This is a genomic window from Brachybacterium sp. SYSU DS0246 (assembly GCF_059391765.1).
Window position 1 is genome coordinate 20,146 of the sequence record NZ_JBZXYT010000009.1, and the last position, 20,779, is coordinate 40,924.

Here is a 20,779-nt window from a genome sequence, read left to right on the forward strand (position 1 = left end):
CCGCGCCCTGCGACCCCGTTCCGACCAGGGAAGATGGGCGGAAGCTGCCGTCGTGGGGGCGGTGGGAGCGGCGTCGATGTTCACACTCAGCGCAGGACTGCTGACCCTCGGGGCCCGCGTGATGGCGCGCCTGCCGCTGGTGCCGCAGCAGGGCCTGCGCCAACGCTCCGACCTTCCTGTGCGAGCGGTCCATCCCGACCGTGTCCATCTCGACGCGACCAAGGAAGCCGCGAGAGCCGGGTACCTCGCGCTGAGGCAGGCCGGTGGCGCGGTCCACGTGCGGCTGGGCCCGGTGGACGGCCGTCCCACCCCGACCACGGTGTCCCGTCCGCTGCTGGCCTCCGACACGGCCGAGCAGCTGACGGTCGAGAAGGCCGGCGTCAACGGTTTCTTCTGGGCGGGGTCCCCGCAGACCGCGCACGGGCTGGAGACCGAGGAGGTCGAGGTCGACTCGCCCGTCGGCCACATGCCCGCGTGGCTGGTGCGGCCCGATGCGGCGCAGGGAGCGGCCTCCGGCCGCGAGGACACGTGGGCCATCCTCATCCACGGCCACGGCTCCACCCGGGGCGAGGCGTTGCGGGTGATCCCTCTGCTGCACAGGCTGGGACTGACCAGCCTGGCGATCACCTACCGCAACGACACCGGCGCCCCGGCGTCCGCGGACAGCATGCACCACCTCGGGGTCGCCGAGTGGGAGGACACCGAGGCCGCGATCGAGTTCGCGCTGGCCCGGGGAGCCCGCCGCGTCGTCCTGGTGGGTTGGTCGATGGGCGGGAGCATCGCCCTGCGCACGTCGGTGCGGTCGGCCCATCGTGATCTCATCGCTGCGGTGGTGCTCGACTCGCCGGCGGTGGACTGGCGGGACATCCTCATCTATCACGCCACGGCGCTGAAGGCGCCGCGGCAGATGCGGCGCCTGGCGATGTGGATGATGACCTCCCGCGTCGGAGCTCGGATGGTGCGGCTGCACGAGCCGCTTGCCCTGCACGAGATGACCCCGGAGTTCTACGCCGCCCACCTCACCCATCCCACTCTCCTGTTCCACGCGCTGGATGACTCGACCGTCCCTCCCGGTCCCAGTCGGAGACTGGCGGCGCTGCGTGGCGACCTGGTGGAGTTCGTGCCCTTCGAGGGCGCCTCGCACACGCGCGAATGGAACCGGGATCCTGCCCGGTTCGAGTGGCTGCTGGCTGATCATCTGGTGCGCGTCCTCGACCTCGATGAGGACGTCAGCTCGTGGCAGCTGCCGGTGCGCGACCCCGCCGCCGCCCCGCTCGCCGAATCCATCGGACTGCGTCTGTGAGCTCACGCGCTCGTGGTCCGGTCCGGTGGCGGAACATACACTGGCCGACGTGACTGATGCGCTCTGCGACCGCCGGCCGGAACCCACCCTCGAGCGTCTGCTCGCGGATCTGGTCCCGCCGCCGAGGTTCTCCGGGGCGCGGCTGGAGAACTATGTGCCTGATCCCGCGTTTCCCTCGCAGGAGCAGGCCAAGCACAGCATCTCCGAGTTCGCCGCCCAGCTGGGCAGGCCGCGGGGCGGTTTCCTGGCGCGGCTGCGGCGCCGCCCGGAGCCCGCGCGCGGGCTGTATCTCGACGGTGGTTTCGGCGTGGGCAAGACCCACCTGCTGACCTCCCTCTTCCACGCCGTCGAGGGCGAGCGCGTCTACGGGACGTTCGTCGAGTACACCGACCTGGTGGGCGCGCTCGGCTTCCAGAAGGCCGTGGACCTGCTGGGGCAGTCGGTGCTGGTGTGCATCGACGAGTTCGAGCTCGACGACCCGGGTGACACGCTGTTGATGACCCGGCTCATCCGTGAGCTGTCCGACCGGGGAGTCGCGGTGGCGGCGACCTCCAACACGCTGCCCGACGCACTCGGTGAGGGCCGGTTCGCGGCGCAAGACTTCCTGCGCGAGATCCAGGCGATGGCCGAGCGCTTCGAAGTGATCCGCATCGACGGCGAGGACTACCGCCACCGCGACGGTGTGACCGAGGTCGTCGCACTGCCCGAGGACCAGGTGCGCGACCATGCCGCGGGCCTGGCCGACGCCACCTTGGATTCCTTCGACGACCTGCTGCGCCACCTCACGCGGCTGCATCCCTCTCGGTACGGGGCCATGCTCGACGGCGTCGCGGCCGTCCATCTGACCGGGATGCATGAGCTCTCCCACCACCACGACGCGCTGCGCTTCGTCGTCCTCGTCGACCGGCTCTACGACCGTGAGGTGCCCACCCTTGTCTCGGCCGCCGCCATGCCGCCACGCACGGACACGGCCCGGGAGACGGACTCGGCAGGGAACGGGCCGTCCTCGCCGGCGACCACCGGGGACCGCCCCGCGGAGCCCACCGTGATCACCGAGCTGTTCGCGCCCGATCTGCTGCGCAGCGGATACCGCAAGAAGTACCTCCGGGCGCTGTCGCGGCTCGCCTCGCTCACGCACGACGGCAATGCCCTCGCCGCCGGGACATCGGGTCCCCGGACCGCGGAGCGCACTGCGTGAACGGCCCGGCCGAGCGAGCTTCCGCCACGGCCTCCGCAGCTCGCGGATCCCGCTCGGAGCAGGCCCGTCGGGCCCTCGCCGCGCGGATCATGGACGGCACGCTCGCTCCGGGCACCCCGCTGCGGATCGGCGTGCTCTCCCGCGAACTGGGCATGAGCGCGACACCGGTGCGGGAGGCGCTGAACCTGCTGACCGGTGAGAAGCTCGTCGACTATCTGCCCATGCGTGGCTTCGTGGTCACCATGCCGCCCGATGATGATCAGGTGCGCTGGATGGGGGAGGCGCGGCTGCTGCTGGAGCCGGAGCTCGCAGCGCTCGCCGCCGCGCGCGCCACGGCGAGCCAGCGCGAGGACCTGGCCGCGACCCTCGAGCGCACCCGGACCGCCGGTGTCGGGGCCCGCTTCAGCGAGTACGAGGGGTACCTGCAGCACTCCAGCGCCTTCCACGCGGAGATCGCGGGCGCCGCGCGCAACCCGTATCTCGCGGCCGCGCTCGAGGCGATCCCCGTGCACACGCTGCGGTTCCGCCGTTTCGGCGACGCCGGTGTCGATGACGCCGAGGTCTCGCTCGCCGAGCATCGCGAGGTGCTCGAGGCGGTGCAGCGCGGCGACGAGGACGCCGCGCGGGCGGCGATGAGCGCCCACGTCCGCGGAGTCACCGCCCGGTCACTGGGCAGTGCCGGCTCGCCATGAGGCGGCTCAGCTCTCGGGATCCAGATAGAGCTCCTGTATCGCCGCGTGGTCCTCGTCGCCGTGCCCCTGCTCGACCGCCTCGGTGAACTGCTCGAGCAGTACGGGCAGGAGTCGCGCCGGCAGCGCCGCACGGTCCGCCGCCGCGGTCGCATACCGCAGATCCTTGACCTGGTTGATGGTCGAGCCACCTGACGAGTACTCGCGGGCCAGCAGCTTCTGCTTCTTCTGACTGAGCACCTCACTGCGGGCCAGGCCGCTGCCGAGCAGCGCCACCACCTGCTCGGCATCGAGGCCGGAGCGCCGGGCCAGGGCGAGTGCCTCTCCGAGGGCGGCGAGGGTCCCGCCGACGACGATCTGGTTGCACAGCTTCGCCACGGCCCCGCTGCCGAGCGGGCCCAGGTGCTCCACGGCGCCGCCGATGATCTCCAGGACGGGCCGCACTGCGGTGACGTCCGCCTCCGTCCCGCCGATCATGATCGACAGGGTGCCGGCGTCCGCCCCGGCGATCCCGCCGGACATCGGGGCATCGACCACGGAGATCCCGTCGGCTGCCAGCTCGTCGGCGAGAGACCTCACGGTGTCGGGGCCGGTGGTCGACATGATCACCAAGCGCGCACCGGCCGCGCCCCATGCTGCCCGGGTCTCCGCGTCCAGGCGCTCCCGCAGCTGGGCCACGTCGGGCAGCACCGAGAGGATCACGGGGGCCGCGGCGTGCGCGAGGGTCTCGGCGCGTCGTGCGCCGGCGGCGACGAGGTCGTCAGCCCGGGCGGGCGTGCGGTTCCACACCACCACGGAGTCCGGGGCGGCGGCGACCAGGTTGGCGGCGATGGGATGGCCCATCGGCCCCAGGCCGAGGACTGCGGTCCGGGGATGGTCCATGGTGGCTCCTTCACAGGTGCTGGGCCGGGGCATAGACTCCAGATCATATTTTATTCGGCAGTCCGCCGTCCCCGATCCTTCAGGAGCATCCCATGGCGCTTCCGGCCTATCCCGCCTCACCGTTCCCCGATCTGCCCGCCGCACTGGTCACGGGCGCCGCCTCACCGCGCGGCATCGGCCGGGCCACCGCGCACCGTCTTGCGCGAGAGGGGTGGGCCGTCGCCGTCGTCGACCTCGACGGCGGGGCGTGCGAGGAGCTCGCCGGGGAGCTCACGGAGCGCTATGGGGTCCCCGCGCTGGGTCTCGGTGTCGACATCTCCGACGAGCAGGCGGTCGCCGACGCCGTCGCCCGGATCGATGCCGAGCTGCCCCAACTGGTCGGCGTGGTCAACAACGCCGGCATCTCCTCGCCCACCCCGTTCACCGAGGTGAGCACCGAGGAATGGCGGCGAGTCTTCGACGTCAACGTCCACGGCACCTTCTTCGTGACCCGCGAGGCCGTGGCGATCTTCCGGCGGCACAGCCTGGGGCGCATCGTGAACATCTCCAGCGCCTCGGCCGAGCGCGGCGGCGGCGTCTACGGCCGCGCCGCATACTCCGGTTCCAAGGCCGCGCTGCTGGGGATGGCCAAGACGTGGGCTCGCGAGCTCGGGGAGTACGGCATCACCGCGAACTCGGTCGCTCCCGGCTCCATCGACACCGACATCATGGGTGGCCGGCTCACCGACGAGCGCAAGCAGGTGCTGCTCCAGGAGCTGCCCGTCGGCCGCGTCGGGACGGTCGACGATGTCGCCGGGGCCGTCCACTATCTGCTGGGCCGCGACGGCGGCTACCTGACCGGCGTCACCCTCGACGTCAACGGCGGCTCGCACATCCATTGAGGCCGGAGCCCCGGAGTCGGAGACGGGGCAAAGAAGACAGCGACGACAGCGAAGACGAAGACGTCAGCGAAGACAGAGAAGACAGAGAAGGACGGACATGAGCGCACCTGGCACCCTCAGCGTCGACCTGAACGGGGCGACCGCCGTCGTCACCGGATCCACCCGCGGCATCGGCCGCGCGATCACCGAGCGGCTGCTCGCCGCCGGCGCCGAGGTGATCGGTCTCCAGCGCGGCACCGAGCCGGTCGGGCCCGGCCACCACTGCGTCGGCGTCGATCTCACCGATCCCGACGCCCGCGCCGAGGCGGTGCGCCAGGTGCTCGCCGAGCATGAGGTCGACATCCTGGTCAACAACGCCGGGATCAACCTGCGTCACCGTTTCGAGGAGTTCCCGCTGTCGGAGTTCTCCGAGGTGATGAACGTCAATCTCGACGCCGTGGTGCAGCTGACGCAGGAGCTGGGCCGCCCGATGCTCGAGCGCGGCCGCGGTCGCATCATCAACATCGCCTCGATGCTCTCCTTCTTCGGAGGGCTCAACGCCTCGGCGTACGCGGCCTCCAAGGGCGCCGTGGCGCAGTTCACGAAGTCGGTGGCCAACGAGTGGGCCGGGCGCGGCGTGGCGGTCAATGCCGTCGCCCCCGGTTTCATCGCCACCGAGCTGAACGTCTCCCTGCGCGAGGACGAGGGTCGCAACAGCGAGATCGTCGGCCGGATCCCCGCCGGCCGGTGGGGCCGCGCCGACGACATCGCCGGCACCGTCCTCTTCCTCACCAGCGAGGGCGCAGAGTACGTGCACGGCACGGTGATCCCGGTCGACGGCGGGTATCTCGGCCGCTGATCCTTCCGGCCCCGCGGCGGGATCGGTCTGCGGCGCCGCAGCGTGACCGACCCACCGACCCGCCGCGCGGCGCGGTGCCCGTGCTCGCCGAGCGTCCGCGGCTCGTGCGCCGAGGGCCCGGGGCTCGACGCGGAGTCTGTGTACGCCGAGGGTCCGATGATCCATTACGGTGATCGCCGCACATCCGTCGCCGGGCCGTGCCGCGGCCCCGACATCCGAGAACGCCCGACATTCGACAAGGAGGGATCCGACGATGGATCCGACACCGGTCCAGGAGACCGACTGGACCAGCTGGCTCGGCGACGGCGGGCTGATGGCGCTGGCCGTGGTCGCGGTGGGACTGCTGCTGTTCCTCGTCATCCGGTTCAAGCTGCACGCCTTCCTCGCCCTCATCGTGGTCTCCCTGCTGACCGCGCTGGTGGCGGGCGTACCTGCCCAGAACGTGGTGCCCACGCTGGTGAGCAGCTTCAGCGAGACGCTCGGCGAGGTCGCGCTGCTGGTCGCGATCGGCGCGATGCTCGGCGCCCTGGTGGAGACCTCAGGTGGTGCGCGCGCCCTCGCCGAGGCCATGATCCGGCTGTTCGGCGAGAGGCACGCCCCGTTCGCGCTCGGGGTGACCTCGCTGTTCATCGGCTTCCCGATCTTCATGGATGCCGCGTTCGTGCTCATGATCCCGATCGTGTACGCCGTCGCCCGACGCCTGACGGGCAACGTCCTGGCCTTCGGTTTCCCCGTGGCCGCGGCCCTGTCGGTCATGCACGTCTACGTGCCCCCGCACCCCGGTCCGGTGGCCGCCTCCGGGTACGTCGATGCGGAGATCGGCGTCGTCATGATCCTCGGGCTGCTGCTGGCCTTCCCGACCTGGTACGTCTCCGGTCACCTCTGGGGCAAGCACGTCGCCCGCAAGTACAACCTGCCGGTGCGGGACCTCTTCGGCACGGCCGACGAGGCCGAGCAGGTCGAGAACCCGCCGGCGCCGTGGCAGGTCGTCCTCGTCCTGGTCCTGCCCCTGGTCCTCATCCTGTTCAACACCGGCCTGAACACGCTGGCCGGCGCCGGCCTCATCGAGGGCGAGGCAGGATGGGTGCATGCCCTGCGCATGGTGGGGGAGACCCCGATCGCGCTGCTCATCACCGCCCTGACCACGATCGTGCTGTTCGGCTTCCGCCGCGGCCGCTCGGGCACCGCCATCGAGACCACGGTGGACAGGGCGCTCGGCCCGATCTGCTCGGTCGTCCTGATCACCGGAGCCGGCGGGATGTTCGGCGGCGTGCTGGCGGCCACCGGCATCGGCGGCGCGATCGAGAATACCCTCGCGGCGGCAGGCATCCCGGTCATCTTCGCCGCTTACCTGATCGCGGTCGCGATGCGACTGGCACAGGGGTCCGCGACGGTCGCCCTGACCACCGCTGCGGCGCTGATCGCACCGGCCGTCCTCGCCTCCGGGGCGGGCACCGTGGAGCTCGCCTGCATCGTCATGGCGACGGCCGCCGGCTCCGTCTTCGCCGGCCATGTCAACGACTCGGGCTTCTGGCTGGTGGGCCGCCTGCTCGGTATGGACGTGAAGACCACGCTGAAGACCTGGACGATCCAGCAGGCCATCGAGTCCGTCGTGGCATTCACGATCGTGCTGGCGGTCTACGGGGTCGTGCAGCTGTTCTGAGGGCCCGCGGGATCGCTCCGGCGGTCAGCCTCGGCGGCCGGTGGCCTCGAGCACCTCGGGATTGAGGATGTTCCGGGGCCGGCGGCCGCCCAGGACGTCGACGACGTTCTCGATCACACGGCGCTTCAGCTCGGTCTCGGACTCCTCGCTGTACCAGGAGGCGTGCGGGGTGAGCACCGCGGTCGGGCACTCGCGCAGCGGGCTGTCCGCCGGCAGCGGCTCGGTCTCGAACACGTCCAGCCCCGCCCCGCGCAGATGGCCGGAGCGCAGCGCATCGACCACGGCCATGGTGTCGACCACGCCGCCACGGCTGGTGTTGACCAGCAGCGTGCCGGCCTGCATCCGGGCGATGGCGGCGGCGTCGACCAGATGATGGGTGTGCTCGGTCAGCGGCACGTGCACACTGATCACGTCCGAACCGGACAGCACCGTCTCCTGCTCCACCACCGCGATGCCGTCCTCGGTGGTCGTGCCCGGCTCGCGCATCGGGTCGCAGCCGTGGACGGAGAAGCCCAGGGCGCGCGCCTTGCGGGCGGTGGCCGCGCCGATGCGCCCGAGGCCGATGACGCCGAAGCTGCGGCCGGCGATGCGGTGCAGCGGTTTGACGGGGGCCAGCGAGTACGTGCCCTCGCGGAGGTTCCGGTCCAGCTGCACGACGCCTCGGGCCAGGGACACCGCCAGCGCGACGGCATGATCGGAGACGTCTTCGGTGCCGTAGTCCGGCACGTTGGACACGGCGACTCCGAGCGCGGTCGCCGCCGCGAGGTCGACGGTGTCCACGCCGACGCCGTACCTGCCGACGGCCCGGACCGTCGGCAGGGCCTCGAGCACCCGTCGGGTGATGGGGGCGTACTGCACCAGCAGGGCGTCGGCGCCCTGGGCCGCGGCGATCACCTCGTCCTCGGTGCCGGCCTGAGCCCGCACCAGCTCGGCGCCGGCGGCGTCGGCGACCGTCTGCTCCTCGGTCGTGCGCTCCTGGTCCAGATCGGTGATGACGATCTTCATGCAGGTCCTCCTCGTCTCGGGTGCTCGGGTCCTCGGGTGCTCCGGCTCCCCGGGGATGTCGATCAGGCCGCGCCGCTGCGGAGCACCACGGCGCCGGGGCCGGCCAGGGAGATCCTGCCGTCTCCGTCGCGCGTGACCTCGCCGAACGCGGCGAGGACCTCCTTAGCGCGCGGTCCGGCGGTCAGCGGGCCGGTCCCGCGATGGGCGAGCACGCTCAGGTCTCCGCGGCGCAGCAGCACCGTCTCCTCGCCGAGGACGTCGACGCCGGTGCGGCGCAGGTCGGGATCGGTGAGGTCGGGGTGCCGGCGACGCAGCGCGATCAGGGTCCGGTACCACTGGAGCATCCGGGCGTGCTCGCCCTCGGCACGCTCGTCCCAGCGCAGCATCGCGGCCTCGAAGGTGGAGCGATCCTGGGGATCGGGCACCTCGGCGTCCCAGCCCATGGCGGCGAACTCCTCCGCGCGCCCCTGACTGACCAGCGGGCCGAGCTCGTCGTCATGGTCGGTGAAGTAGGTGAACGGGGTCGAGGCCGCCCACTCCTCGCCCTGGAACAGCATCGGGGTGCCCGGACCCAGCAGGATCAGGGCGATCGCGGCGGCGTGCTCACCGGCGGTCAGCGAGTGATGGATCCGGTCGCCGGCGGCGCGGTTGCCGATCTGATCGTGGTCCTGCAGGAAGGTCACGAAGGAATGGGCGTCGTAGGACGGCGAGCCGGGATCGACGGGATGACCCCACACCGTCCCGCGGAAGCTCGAGTACGTGCCGGTGTGCCGGAACACGCGGGCGAGGACCTTCGCCAGCACGTCGGCGGATCCGAAGTCGCCGTAGTAGCCCTGGCGCTCGCCGGAGATCCACGCGTGCACGCCGTGGTGGACGTCGTCGGCCCACTGCATGTCCATGCCGAGGCCACCGGCCGCGGTGGGCGTGACGGTGGTCGGATCGTTGCGGTCCGACTCCGCGATCAGGGTCAGCTCGCGACCGGTCTCGCTCTCCCAGACGGCGACGGCGTCGGCCAGCTCGGCCAGGAAGTGGCGTTCGGAGTCGTCGCGGAGCTCATGCACTGCATCGAGTCGCAGGCCGTCCAGGCCCAGGTCGACGAGCCACTGTCGTGCGCTGCCCAGCAGGAAGTCGCGGACGTGGCGGGAGCCGGGCTGGTCGAGGTTGATCGCCTGGCCCCACGGGGTCTCGTGCTGGTCGGTGAAGTAGGGGCCGAACTGCCCCAGATAGTTGCCGGCGGGTCCGAGATGGTTGTGCACCACGTCCAGGATCACCGCGAGACCGCGCTCATGGGCGGCGTCGAGGAACCGCGCCAGGCCGGCGGGGCCGCCGTAGGCGGCGTGGACCGCGTACAGCCCGACGCCGTCGTACCCCCAACCACGATCCCCGGGGAAGGTGGCCACCGGCATCAGCTCGACGGCGTCCACGCCGAGGTCGACGAGATCGTCGAGCCGCTCGATCGCGGAGTCGAACGTGCCTCCGTGCCCCTCGGGCCCCGCCGTGAAGGTCCCCACGTGCAGCTCGTAGAGCACGCGGCCGCGCAGGCCGCGTCCCGCCCAGCCGACGGATCCGCCCAGCAGCCGGGGGTCGACCACCTCGCTGTCGCTGTGGACGCCGTCGGGCTGGGAGAGCGACCGGGGATCGGGCAGCCAGCGCTCGTCGTCATCGAGACGGAAGGCGTAGCGGGCTCCGGGGACGGCGGGGACGTCGTCGAGGGTGAACCAGCCGTCCCCGGCCGGACGCATCGCGTGCTCGTTCCCGTCGATCCGGACAGTGACGGCATCGGCCGAGGGCGCCCACAGCTGGTAGCGGTCGTAGGCGCGCGGGGCCACCGGAGCAGGGACGGGGTCGTTCATCGCGACTCCTGGGCAGGAGGGGACGGGTGGGACGGGGCGGATTCCGCGGCGCCGCACCGGACCAGCAGGGCGACCGGCCCGTCGGCCAGGAGCTCGTCCAGGGCGAGCCGCCCGCCGTCGAACTCCGCGCCGCCGAGGGTGTCGCGCCAGCGGCCGTCGGGGAGGGCTATCCAGGCATCGCCCCATCCGCCCCGCTGGGCGAGGCCGTGGGCGAGACGGGTGACGACGGTGACGACCTCGACGGGTCCCTCTCCGCGGGCCCGGCCGAAGGCGACGGCGTGGGCGGTGGTGGTGGGCAGCGGCCGGTAGGTGGCCTCACGCCCCTGGAACAGCTCCGGCCGCTCCCGGCGCAGGACGAGCGCGCGGTGGGTCAGCCACAGCTTCTCGTCCCCGATCCCGTCGGGTCCCGCGCCGTCGATCATCCGCGCCAGCCTTTCGGCGTGTCCGGCATGGTCGACGGACCGGCGGTTGTCGGGGTCCACGAGCGAGAGGTCGACGGTCTCGTTGCCCTGGTACACGTCGGGCACCCCGGGCATCGTCAGCTGGATCAGCTTCTGGCCCAGGATCGCGGTGCGCTGGACCGCCAGCGTGCGCCGGGTCCAGTCCGTCAGGATGCGGTCGACCTCGTCGTGCGCCAGCGCCGCCCGGCCCAGGTCAAGCACCTGCTGCTCGTACTCCGTGTCCTGGTCGGTCCAGGTGGTGTGGGTCTTGGCCTCGCGCATCGCCTTGACCAGGTACTCCTCGAGCCGCTCGGCGGTGATCCGGGGTGCGTCGGAGCCGGGCAGGTCCCAGCAGGCGGCGAGGGTCTGCCACAGCAGCAGCTCGATGGCGCCGTCGACCCGGTCCCCGCGCACCTCGGCGGTGACCCGGTCGAGGTCCTGGACCACCAGCGCCCACTCCAGCGGTTGCTCGGTGAGCACGGCCAGGCGGGCGCGCACGTCCTCGCTGCGCTTGGTGTCGTGCGTGGACAGGGTGGTCATGGTGTCGGGCCAGGTGAGGACCATCGTCTGGGCGTGATCGTGGAGATCGTCGGGCTCGACGCCGATGTGCTCCGGATCCGAGCCCACCTCGTTGACCGCCAGGAAGCGGGTGTAGCGGTAGAAGGCTGTGTCCTCGAACGCCTTGGCGTGCACGGGGCCGCAGGTCTGGGCGAAGCGGACGATCACCTCGGCGCGCGCCGGGCTCTCGGTGCGGCCCGCACTGCCGACCTCGTCCCCGCACACCAGGGCCACGACGGTCTCCAGGGTCGTCACCAGGTCCTCGTCGTCGCCGAGCTCGCGCTGAGCTCTCTCGGCCGCCTGCTCGATCACGGCGCGCTCGGAACCGGGGGCGGGTTCGCCGGGGACGATGTAGGCCCGGTACCGGTCCATGGCCGACAGCAGGGCCATGACCGTCTTCTGGATGTTGCGCCGGGTGGTGTCCCGCAGCCGGATGTCCTCCTGGCAGATGGCGTAGATCAGGGAGGTCAGTCGTTCGATCTCGGCCCAGAGACTGGTGGAGATGATGTGCTCGGTGGACTCCCGGGCGATCTCGGAGAACGGCCGCAGGTCACCGGTGCGGCGCTGCCAGAGGTGGGTCAGTCCCAGAGCGCCGTGCGGATCGTGGAAGAGGCCCCCGACCCTCCACAGGGCGTCATAGCCGGTGGTGCCGGCACAGGGGAAATCGCCGGGCAGGCGCTCCTCGCCCTCGAGGATCTTCTCCACCACGGTCCACGCCCCGCCGGTGGCGTCCTCGAGGTCACGCAGATAGCCGCGAGGGTCGGTGAGGCCGTCGGGATGGTCGATCCGGTACCCGTCGATGATCCCCTCGGCCTGCAGCCGCAGCAGCGTGGCGTGCGTCGCCTCGAACACGTGCGGCAGCTCCACGCGGACCGCCGCGAGGGTGTCGACATCGAAGAAGCGACGGTAGTTCAGCTCGTCGTCCGCGACCTTCCAGTAGGCCAGGCGGTACCACTGGCGTTCCAGCAGATCGGCCAGCCCCAGGTGCTCGGTGCCCTCGGCGACGGGCAGGACATGGTCGTAGTAGCGCACCACGGTCTCGGTGCTGGTCGTGCCGTCGGCCTGTGGGATCTCCTCCTCGCCCACGGTGATCTCGTCGTCGGCCAGGACGGCGCCGATCGGGCGGCCCAGCACGGGCACCAGGATGGATCGCTCGGCCGACGGATCGAGGTCGAACCAGTCGGCGAACGGCGAGCGCGGGCCGTCGCGGAGCACTGACCACAGCGCACGGTTGTGCCAGATCGGGGTGGGGATCGCCATGTGGTTGGGCACCACGTCGACGATCATGCCCATCCCGTGCGCATGGGCGGCGTCGGCGAGGCGACGCAGCGCGTCCTCGCCGCCGATCTCCGCGCTGATCCGCGAGTGGTCGACGACGTCGTACCCGTGGGTGGAGCCCGGCGCGGCCTGGAGGACGGGGGAGCAGAAGACGTGCCCGACGCCGAGCCGGGCCAGATAGGGCACCAGGGCAGCGGCGTCGTCGGCCGTGAACCCCTCGTGCAGCTGGAGCCGATAGGTCGAGGTCGGGACAGCCGCCGCGCGGGCGCTGTCCGGGGGCGGAGGGGCGAGGTCGCGGGTCACGGCGGGCTGCTCTCCTTATGGGGGCGGAGCCTCCGGCGCGGAGGCTCCCGGATCAGGCGCGGACGGGCTGGTCGAAATCCTCGGCCGGTGAGCTCTCCCCGTCGAGATCCATCGGCGGGCGCATGAGGATCAGCAGCGAATGCCCCGCCCGCGACAGGGTCTCCCCGGCCGAGACCTGAGCGCCGAGGTCCAGGGCGCCGCCGGTCCCCAGGACGACCGTCCAGCGCTCCCCGTGATCCTCGGGTGGCAGCGTGAAGTCGACGGCGTTGCCGGAGGCGTTGAACATGACCAGTGCCGAGTCCCCGACGATGCGCTCACCGCGCGAGTTCGGCTCGGGAATGGCAGAGCCGTTGAGGAACATGGTCAGGCACTTGTTCTCGGCGGCATCCCAGTCCTCGGCGGACATCTGGGCGCCGTCGGTACCGATCCATTCGACGTCCGGCAGGGACGATTCGGCGTCGTCGCGCACGTCGCCCTGCAGGAAGCGGCGCCGGCGGAAGATCGGATGCTCACGGCGCAGAGCGATCATCTGCTGGGTGAACCAGAGCATCTCGCGCTGATCGGAGTCCAGATCCCAGTCCATCCACGAGATCTCGTTGTCCTGGCAGTAGGTGTTGTTGTTGCCGCCCTGGCTGCGGCCCATCTCGTCGCCGTGGAGGATCATCGGCACGCCCTGGCTGACCAGCAGCGTGGCCATCAGATTCTTGGCGCGTCGAAGCCGCAGCGCCAGGACGTCCTCGTCCTCGGTCTCGCCCTCGGCACCCGAGTTCCAGGAGCGGTTGTGGCTCTCGCCGTCGTTGTTGTCCTCGCCGTTGGCCTCGTTGTGGCGTTCGTTGTAGGACACCAGATCGCGGAGGGTGAACCCGTCGTGCGCGGTGACGAAGTTGATCGAGGCGATGGGGGTACGGCCTGAGTGCTGGTAGAGATCCGAGCTGCCGGCGAGGCGGGAGGTGAAGTCCCCGATCACGCCGGGCTCGGAGCGGTGGAAGTCGCGCACCGTGTCGCGGTAGCGGCCGTTCCACTCCGACCACAGCGGCGGGAAGCCGCCCACCTGGTAGCCGCCCTCGCCGAGGTCCCACGGCTCGGCGATGAGCTTGACCTGGGAGATGATCGGATCCTGCTGGATGATGTCGAAGAACGCCGAGAGCCGGTCCACCTCGTGCAGCTCGCGCGCGAGGGTGGAGGCCAGGTCGAAGCGGAAGCCGTCCACGTGCATGTCGGTGACCCAGTACCGCAGCGAGTCCATGATCAGCTGCAGCACGTGCGGGGTACGCATCAGCAGCGAGTTCCCGGTGCCGGTGGTGTCGTAGTAGTGAGCCTTGTCGTCCTCGACGAGGCGGTAGTACGCGGCGTTGTCGATGCCCCGGAAGCACAGGGTGGGGCCCATGTGGTTGCCCTCGGCGGTGTGGTTGTAGACCACGTCGAGGATCACCTCGATGTCCGCCTCGTGCAGGTTCTTGACCATCTGCTTGAACTCCTGGACCTGCTGCCCGGGAGCGTCCGCGTAGGCGTACTCGTTGTGCGGCGCGAAGAAGCCGATCGTGTTGTAGCCCCAGTAGTTGCGCAGATCCTTCTCCAGGAGATGGCCGTCCTGGACGTACTGGTGGACCGGCATCAGCTCGACGGCGGTCACGCCGAGCTCGGTGAGGTGTTCGATGATCGCCGGGTGGCCCATGGCCACGTAGGTTCCGCGGATGCTGTCATCGAGATCCGGATGCTGCATGGTCAGGCCCCTGACGTGGGCCTCGTAGATCACGGTCTCGTGGTAGTCGTGCGCCGGGGGATGGTCGTTGCCCCAGTCGAAGAAGGGGGAGACGACCACGGAGTGCATCGTGTGCTCGGCCGAGTCCTCGGTGTTGCGCTGATCCGGATCGTCGAACTGGTAGCTGTACAGCGAGGGGTGGTTGCTCGCCATGCCCGTGATGGCCTTCGCGTACGGGTCCAGCAGGAGCTTCGACGGGTCGCAGCGGTGACCGGCCTCGGGATCGAACGGGCCGTGGACGCGGTATCCGTAGCGCTGTCCCGGCTGGACGGACGGCAGGTAGACATGCCACACGAAGGCATCGACCTCGGTGATCTCGACCGCGGTCTCCCCGCCGTCCTCGTCGATCAGGCACAGCTCGACGCGCTCGGCGACCTCCGAGAAGAGGGCGAAGTTGGTGCCGGAGCCGTCGAAGGTGGCGCCCAGCGGGTATGACTGACCGGTCCAGATCTGCATGGCTTCAGGGTAACCGTGCCGCGCGATATCCGGTTCGGGTTCTCCGCCTGTCAGGCTCTCCGCCTACCGAGTGGCCGGGGCGGCAACCGGCCGGGCCGGCCTCCGGGTGCGACGGGGCAGGTCGCAGAGGTGGCGGTCGCAGAGGCGGCCATCGACCACTGGAACGACGACAGCCCCGGCCGACGGGCCGAGGCTGCACAGGTACTTCGGTGGTGGGCGATACTGGGTTCGAACCAGTGACCTCTTCCGTGTCAGGGAAGCGCGCTACCGCTGCGCCAATCGCCCATACGCCCGGAGGCGCGAGGAGGAGTGGAGCGGACAACCGGACTCGAACCGGCGACCCTCACCTTGGCAAGGTGATGCTCTACCAACTGAGCTATGTCCGCACATCGGCTGAGCCGACGAGGGAACACGATATGCGGGCCCCGCCTCCTGGCGCAAATGCTGATGGCCTGCAGTGCCGGACGTCACGGTGCGAGGCGGAGTGTGGTCGCGAATCGGCTGCAGGGGTGGTCGCGAATCGGCTGTACCGGCTGCCGGCCGGCGCCGGAGCGTGCGGGCCCGTGCGGGAGTATGCGGGACTGTGTGGGAGGCAGTGTCGGAGCCGCTGAACGGTGGAGTGGTCGAGGTGGCCGGGGCGGCGTAGTGCGGCGAGAGTGCCGCCGGGCCGCCCTCAGGACGACATAGCTCACATCGCCGCAGGGCGATTCGGCCCGCGAGGTTCGTGTAAGCTTCTGCGAGTCCACTCGAGAGGGTGGCCAGCACCTTCGGGCGATTGGCGCAGTGGTAGCGCGCTTCCTTCACACGGAAGAGGTCACTGGTTCGAACCCAGTATCGCCCACGGCGCGATCTCCGGATCGTTGCATTGCGGACATAGCTCAGTTGGTAGAGCATCACCTTGCCAAGGTGAGGGTCGCCGGTTCGAGTCCGGTTGTCCGCTCCGGGAGCGGCGCGCCCGACGCGAGTCGGGAGCGCCGTTTCGTATGATGCAGGAGCATTTCCCGGTGGGTTGGCCGAGAGGCGAGGCAACGGCCTGCAAAGCCGTGTACACGGGTTCGAATCCCGTACCCACCTCCATCGGCGCTCCCGGGCGCCGGTAGGGGCGATTGGCGCAGCGGTAGCGCGCTTCCCTGACACGGAAGAGGTCACTGGTTCGAACCCAGTATCGCCCACCACCCCGAACGGCCCCGTCGTCCTCATCGGGCGGCGGGGCTGTTCGCTGTGCGGAGCGTGATGGGCGACCTCGTGCCGCCCAGCGTCCCCGCCGCACAACATGCCGCCCGCCCGTCGCGCCGGCCCGATTGCCCGGGCCCGTCCCGCCGGCCCGCCTCGATGGGCCCCCGCTGGCTCGCCTTCCCGGGCCCGTCCCGCCGGCCCGCTTCGATAGAGCGCTCGATACCGCGTGAACTGACGTTTTCCGGCCCGCTTGAGGTCAGTTCACGCGGTATCGACAGGGTGAGGCCAGGGACGAGCGGCCGGGGCCTCGAAGAGCTCGGGCCCGGGGGTCAGGGAACTCGTCCTTCGTCACGGGCGTTCCTCACGCGCCCGACAGGTCCGGGTGCCCACCGTGGGGCGGTCGGCGGGGGCGGTTGCGTGACCGTACGATGGTCTGCGGAGCCGGCATCGTCGGCCGGCTCGACCCGAACCCAAGGAGCATTCCCGTGGCCCAGATCGCCATCACCCTCGACGGATCCCCGCATCGACTCGAGGAAGGGACCACGGGCACCGCGCTCTTCGAGGGGCGCACCGAGATCATCGCCCTGCGTATCGACGGCGAGCTGCGTGATCTCGAGACGACCCTCGCCGACGGTCAGGTGGTCGAGGGCGTCGACATCTCCAGCGAGGACGGACTCTCCATCCTCCGTCACTCGGCCGCGCACGTGCTCGCCCAGGCAGTGCAGAAGGCGAACCCCGAGGCCAAGCTCGGTATCGGTCCGCCCGTGGCCGACGGCTTCTACTACGACTTCGAGGTCGCCGAACCCTTCACTCCCGAGTCGCTCAAGGCTCTCGAGAAGGAGATGGGGCGCATCGTCAAGCAGGGGCAGCGTTTCGTGCGCCGCGAGATCAGCGACGAGGACGCCCGTGCCGAAGAGGCCTCCGAGCCGTACAAGCTCGAGCTGATCGGGCTGAAGTCCAGTGCCGAGGACGCCGCCGAGGGCGCCGACGTCGAGGTGGGTGCCGGCGGGCTGACCATGTACGACAACGTCGACCGCCGCGGCGAGGTGGTCTGGACCGACCTGTGCCGGGGTCCGCACCTGCCGAGCACCAAGCACATCGGCAACGGCTTCGCGCTGACCCGCTCCGCGGCCGCCTACTGGCGCGGCAGCGAGAAGAACCCGATGCTGCAGCGCGTCTACGGCACCGCCTGGCCCACCAAGGACGAGCTGAAGGCCTACCAGGAGCGGGTCGCCGAGGCCGAGCGCCGTGACCATCGCCGTCTGGGCAGTGAGCTGGATCTGTTCTCCTTCCCCGATGAGATCGGCTCCGGGCTGCCGGTGTTCCATCCCAAGGGCGCGATGATCAAGATGGAGATGGAGGACTACTCCCGTCGCCGCCACGTCGAGGCCGGGTACTCCTTCGTCTCCACCCCGCACATCACCAAGAAGAACCTCTTCGAGACCTCCAAGCACCTGGAGTGGTACGCCGAGGGGATGTACCCCCCGATGCACGTGGACGAGGAGCACGACGCCGAGGGCAACGTCACCAAGCAGGGCCAGGACTACTACCTCAAGCCCATGAACTGTCCCATGCACAACCTCGTCTACCGTTCCCGGGGTCGCTCCTACCGTGAGCTGCCGCTGCGGCTGTTCGAGTTCGGCAGCGTCTACCGCTACGAGAAGTCCGGCGTGGTGCACGGGCTCACCCGCGCCCGCGGCTTCACCCAGGACGACGCCCACATCTACACCACCCGCGAGCAGATGCGCGACGAGCTGGCGAGCCTGCTGGGCTTCGTGCTGGACCTGCTGCGCGACTACGGCCTCGACGACTTCTACCTCGAGATGTCCACTCGCGACCCGGAGAAGTCTGTCGGCGACGACGCGACCTGGGAGGAGGCGACCCGCACCCTGGAGGAGGTCGCCACCGCCTCGGGCCTCGAGCTCGTCCCGGATCCCGGCGGCGCCGCCTTCTACGGGCCCAAGATCTCCGTGCAGGCCAAGGACGCCATCGGCCGCACCTGGCAGCTCTCGACCATCCAGCTGGACTTCTTCGAGCCGGAGCTGTTCGAGCTGGAGTACACCGCGCCCGACGGCTCGCGTCAGCGTCCGGTGATGATCCACCGGGCCCTGTTCGGGTCGATCGAACGGTTCTTCGGTGTGCTGCTGGAGCACTACGCGGGGGCTTTCCCGGTGTGGCTCGCCCCGGTCCAGGTGGTCGGCGTCCCCGTCGCCGCCGAGTACGCGCCCTACCTCGAGGGGGTCGCGGCCAAGCTGCGGGCCCACGGGGTGCGCGTCGAGGTGGACTCCTCCGACGACCGCATGCAGAAGAAGATCCGCACCCACACCAAGGAGAAGGTCCCCTACCTCCTCATCGCCGGTGGCGAGGACCAGGAGAAGGGCGCGGTCTCCTTCCGTCTGCGCGACGGCAGCCAGGACAACGGCATCGACGTCGACGAGGCCGTCGAGCGGATCGTGACCTCGATCCGGGAGAAGGCACAGGTGTGAGGGCCGAGGATCCACGCGATTTCGCGGGCGAGCCCGACGACACCCAGCGGCTGTGGACCCCGCACCGCATGGCGTACATCGGCGGGGAGAACAAGCCTGCCGACCCCGACGACGGTGATCAGTGTCCCTTCTGCTCCGCGCCGCAGCGCACGGATGAGGAGGCGCTGATCGTCCACCGCGGCGAGGTGGCCTACGCGGTCCTGAACCTCTACCCGTACAACGCCGGGCACCTGCTGATCTGTCCGTACCGTCACGTCGCCGATTACACCGACCTCGACGACGCGGAGGTGCGGGAGGTCGCCGAGCTCACCCGCACCGCGATGCGGGTCATCCGGGAGGTCTCCGGCCCGGCCGGCTTCAACCTGGGGATGAACCAGGGGCCGGTCGCCGGTGCCGGTATCGCCGCGCACCTGCACCAGCACGTGGTCCCGCGCTGGATGGGCGATGCGAACTTCCTGCCCATCGTCGGCCGCACCAAGGCCGTCCCGATCCTGCTGGCGGACACGCGTCGGCTCTACGCCGACGCCTGGCCCTGAGCTAGCATGACCGAGGTCCGGGCGGCCGGGACGAGCGGGCACGGAGCACCCGGACGCCGCAGTCGGCACCGGGGGAGCGAGAGGAGACCGCAGCGATGAGCACCACCGGAGCCCCGCCGCGCCGACCGGGACAGCCCGATCCCGGATACGCCTACGACGTCGAGCGCGTCGATCCCCGAGCGCCGGGTCGGATGGGGGAAGCCGGGCCGCTGCGGATACGGCGTCGTCGCCCCTGGGTGCGCTGGGTCTTCTTCACGCTGACCTTCCTCGGCCTCGCGGGTGTGGCCGTCCTGCTGTACTTCTTCGTGATCCTCCCGCTGGGCTTCGGGACCTCCCTGGTCGCCTTCACCTCGGCGCTCGTGCCCGTGGCGATCGTGTTCACCGCCGTGTGGTGGATCGACCGGTACACGCCGCAGCCGCGCTCGTCGGTCATCTACGCCTTCGTCTGGGGCGCGGCCGGGTCGGTGGCCCTGACCTTCCTCTTCGGTGGGATGTTCACCTCCTGGATCAGCCCCAGCGAACCCAGCGAGGTCACTGCGTCCTTCCTGGGAGCGGTGATCCAGGCGCCGGTGATCGAGGAGTCGATGAAGTCCTTCGGGCTGGTCGCGCTGCTGATCTGGGGTCGCAAGTACATCGCCGGACCGATCGACGGCGTGGTCTATGCCGCGCTGATCGGCGGCGGCTTCGCGTTCACCGAGAACATCCTCTACTTCGGCCGGTCCTTCCACCAGGCGCAGGCCGCCGGGGAGGTCGCCGTGTTCTGGGAGACCTTCTTCCTGCGCGGCGTGCTCTCTCCGTTCGCCCACGTCTGCTTCACCGCGCTGTGCGGGCTGGGCCTCGGGATCGCGGCCGAGCGCCGTTCCCTGATGCTCTACTTCGGGCTCGGTATCGGGGGGCTCTCGCTGGGCATGGTCCTGCACGCGCTGTGGAACGGCTCGAGCTTCTTCCTCGAGGTCGATCCCCAGAACCCGCTGGGCGGATTCCTGCGCTACTACGTGAGCGTGCAGGTGCCGATCTTCGTGCTGCTGGTCGCGATCGTGCTGTTCCTGCGATTGCGCGAGCGCCGCATACTGCGCCGCCAGCTCTCGGACTACGGCCGCTCGGGCTGGTTCGCCCCGCCCGAGGTGGACATGCTGGTCGCCATGGGAAAGCGCCGCAAGGCGGAGAAGTGGGCCGCCCGTCATGGCGCGGTGGCCAGGATGGCGATGCGCGATCTTATCCGCGCCTCCATCGAGCTGGGCATGGAGCGCAACAGCGTGCTGCACGGCAAGCCATCGGCCAAGACACGGCGCCGCGAACGCGAGCTGCTCGAGCGGATCACCGCCGATCGCCGTCTGATCGGGTCTCTGACCCAGCCCGTCGTGCGCACCGCCGATACGGCCTCGTAGCAGCGCGCACGGAGGACGTGCAGCGCGCAGCCCTGCGAGTGCGGGGGAGCCGACCAGCTCGCCAGGGCACGGGCACGACGAGGG

Annotated in this window: 14 protein-coding genes and 6 tRNA genes; 13 read left to right on the forward strand and 7 right to left on the reverse strand. The window is 70.4% G+C overall.

Features of this window, described 5'->3' with window-relative positions; translation table 11 throughout:
• The first annotated feature begins 76 nt into the window (after positions 1-76).
• Genes AC5020_RS06015 through AC5020_RS06025 form a run of 3 tightly spaced genes read left to right on the forward strand, consistent with a single transcriptional unit; the run spans position 77 to position 3,193 of the window.
• Positions 77-1,303, forward strand: a complete 1,227-nt coding sequence (locus AC5020_RS06015) for an alpha/beta hydrolase family protein (protein WP_464987581.1) — start codon at positions 77-79, stop codon at positions 1,301-1,303.
• 49 nt (positions 1,304-1,352) lie between these two features.
• Positions 1,353-2,501 carry a cell division protein ZapE gene (gene zapE, locus AC5020_RS06020; RefSeq protein ID WP_464987582.1) on the forward strand — a complete coding sequence of 383 codons (1,149 nt, stop codon included), beginning with the start codon at positions 1,353-1,355 and terminating at the stop codon, positions 2,499-2,501.
• Positions 2,498-3,193 carry a GntR family transcriptional regulator gene (locus tag AC5020_RS06025; protein ID WP_464987583.1) on the forward strand — a complete coding sequence of 232 codons (696 nt, stop codon included), beginning with the start codon at positions 2,498-2,500 and terminating at the stop codon, positions 3,191-3,193. The genes zapE and AC5020_RS06025 overlap by 4 nt, the downstream gene beginning before the upstream one ends.
• A 6-nt stretch (positions 3,194-3,199) precedes the next feature.
• On the opposite strand, the gene AC5020_RS06030 is transcribed toward AC5020_RS06025, so the two are convergent.
• The gene (locus AC5020_RS06030; protein ID WP_464987584.1) at positions 3,200-4,072 is read right to left on the reverse strand and encodes an NAD(P)-dependent oxidoreductase; all 873 of its coding nucleotides are present in this window, start codon (positions 4,070-4,072) and stop codon (positions 3,200-3,202) included.
• A 92-nt stretch (positions 4,073-4,164) separates the two neighbouring features.
• Here AC5020_RS06030 and AC5020_RS06035 point away from each other — a divergent pair, with 92 nt between their 5' ends.
• From AC5020_RS06035 to AC5020_RS06045, 3 genes are all read left to right on the forward strand, one after another.
• Positions 4,165-4,953: an SDR family NAD(P)-dependent oxidoreductase gene (locus AC5020_RS06035; protein ID WP_464987585.1), complete on the forward strand. Its 789-nt coding sequence runs from the start codon at positions 4,165-4,167 to the stop codon at positions 4,951-4,953.
• Between the two features lie 97 nt (positions 4,954-5,050).
• Positions 5,051-5,791 (forward strand): SDR family oxidoreductase, encoded by a 741-nt coding sequence (locus AC5020_RS06040; protein ID WP_464987586.1) that lies wholly within the window; start codon positions 5,051-5,053, stop codon positions 5,789-5,791.
• Positions 5,792-6,044: 253 nt separating this feature from the next.
• Complete coding sequence (locus tag AC5020_RS06045) at positions 6,045-7,454, forward strand: GntP family permease (protein WP_377020102.1); 1,410 nt, start codon at positions 6,045-6,047, stop codon at positions 7,452-7,454.
• Between the two features lie 24 nt (positions 7,455-7,478).
• Here AC5020_RS06045 and AC5020_RS06050 read toward each other — a convergent pair whose 3' ends face one another.
• The 6 genes from AC5020_RS06050 to AC5020_RS06075 form a co-directional block, all read right to left on the reverse strand.
• Complete coding sequence (locus AC5020_RS06050) at positions 7,479-8,459, reverse strand: C-terminal binding protein (RefSeq protein ID WP_464987587.1); 981 nt, start codon at positions 8,457-8,459, stop codon at positions 7,479-7,481.
• 62 nt (positions 8,460-8,521) lie between these two features.
• A complete protein-coding gene (treZ, locus tag AC5020_RS06055) occupies positions 8,522-10,312 on the reverse strand; it encodes a malto-oligosyltrehalose trehalohydrolase (RefSeq protein ID WP_464987588.1) in 1,791 nt (596 codons plus the stop codon).
• A complete protein-coding gene (gene treY / locus AC5020_RS06060; RefSeq protein ID WP_464987589.1) occupies positions 10,309-12,891 on the reverse strand; it encodes a malto-oligosyltrehalose synthase in 2,583 nt (860 codons plus the stop codon). The genes treZ and treY overlap by 4 nt, the downstream gene beginning before the upstream one ends.
• 52 nt (positions 12,892-12,943) lie before the next feature.
• Positions 12,944-15,109, reverse strand: coding sequence for a glycogen debranching protein GlgX (glgX, locus tag AC5020_RS06065; RefSeq protein WP_464987590.1), 2,166 nt, complete (start codon positions 15,107-15,109; stop codon positions 12,944-12,946).
• A 210-nt stretch (positions 15,110-15,319) separates the two neighbouring features.
• Positions 15,320-15,394, reverse strand: a tRNA-Val gene (locus tag AC5020_RS06070).
• 25 nt (positions 15,395-15,419) lie between these two features.
• A tRNA-Gly gene (locus AC5020_RS06075) sits at positions 15,420-15,495 on the reverse strand.
• Between the two features lie 383 nt (positions 15,496-15,878).
• Here AC5020_RS06075 and AC5020_RS06080 point away from each other — a divergent pair.
• The 7 genes from AC5020_RS06080 (at position 15,879) to AC5020_RS06110 (ending at position 20,695) form a co-directional block, all read left to right on the forward strand.
• Positions 15,879-15,950 (forward strand) — tRNA-Val (locus AC5020_RS06080).
• A 26-nt stretch (positions 15,951-15,976) separates the two neighbouring features.
• Positions 15,977-16,049: transfer RNA gene (locus AC5020_RS06085), tRNA-Gly, on the forward strand.
• A 63-nt stretch (positions 16,050-16,112) separates the two neighbouring features.
• Positions 16,113-16,186, forward strand: a tRNA-Cys gene (locus AC5020_RS06090).
• A gap of 23 nt (positions 16,187-16,209) precedes the next feature.
• Positions 16,210-16,284 (forward strand) — tRNA-Val (locus AC5020_RS06095).
• A gap of 486 nt (positions 16,285-16,770) precedes the next feature.
• Complete coding sequence (gene thrS / locus AC5020_RS06100) at positions 16,771-18,771, forward strand: threonine--tRNA ligase (protein ID WP_494564401.1); 2,001 nt, start codon at positions 16,771-16,773, stop codon at positions 18,769-18,771.
• Complete coding sequence (locus AC5020_RS06105; RefSeq protein ID WP_377793839.1) at positions 18,768-19,307, forward strand: HIT family protein; 540 nt, start codon at positions 18,768-18,770, stop codon at positions 19,305-19,307. Before thrS ends, AC5020_RS06105 begins: the two co-directional genes overlap by 4 nt.
• A 95-nt stretch (positions 19,308-19,402) precedes the next feature.
• Positions 19,403-20,695, forward strand: a complete 1,293-nt coding sequence (locus tag AC5020_RS06110; protein WP_377793840.1) for a PrsW family intramembrane metalloprotease — start codon at positions 19,403-19,405, stop codon at positions 20,693-20,695.
• The last annotated feature ends 84 nt before the right edge of the window (positions 20,696-20,779 follow it).

What these genes read in the sequence shown, in the direction of transcription:
- AC5020_RS06035 (WP_464987585.1), top strand. Translation starts at nt 4,165, where the DNA reads ATGGCGCTTCCGGCCTATCCCGCCTCACCGTTCCCCGATCTGCCCGCC.
- AC5020_RS06045 (WP_377020102.1), top strand. Translation starts at nt 6,045, where the DNA reads ATGGATCCGACACCGGTCCAGGAGACCGACTGGACCAGCTGGCTCGGC.
- AC5020_RS06015 (WP_464987581.1), top strand. Translation starts at nt 77, where the DNA reads ATGTTCACACTCAGCGCAGGACTGCTGACCCTCGGGGCCCGCGTGATG.
- AC5020_RS06050 (WP_464987587.1), bottom strand. Translation starts at nt 8,459, where the DNA reads ATGAAGATCGTCATCACCGATCTGGACCAGGAGCGCACGACCGAGGAG.
- glgX (WP_464987590.1), bottom strand. Translation starts at nt 15,109, where the DNA reads ATGCAGATCTGGACCGGTCAGTCATACCCGCTGGGCGCCACCTTCGAC.
- AC5020_RS06040 (WP_464987586.1), top strand. Translation starts at nt 5,051, where the DNA reads ATGAGCGCACCTGGCACCCTCAGCGTCGACCTGAACGGGGCGACCGCC.
- AC5020_RS06030 (WP_464987584.1), bottom strand. Translation starts at nt 4,072, where the DNA reads ATGGACCATCCCCGGACCGCAGTCCTCGGCCTGGGGCCGATGGGCCAT.
- treZ (WP_464987588.1), bottom strand. Translation starts at nt 10,312, where the DNA reads ATGAACGACCCCGTCCCTGCTCCGGTGGCCCCGCGCGCCTACGACCGC.
- AC5020_RS06110 (WP_377793840.1), top strand. Translation starts at nt 19,403, where the DNA reads ATGAGCACCACCGGAGCCCCGCCGCGCCGACCGGGACAGCCCGATCCC.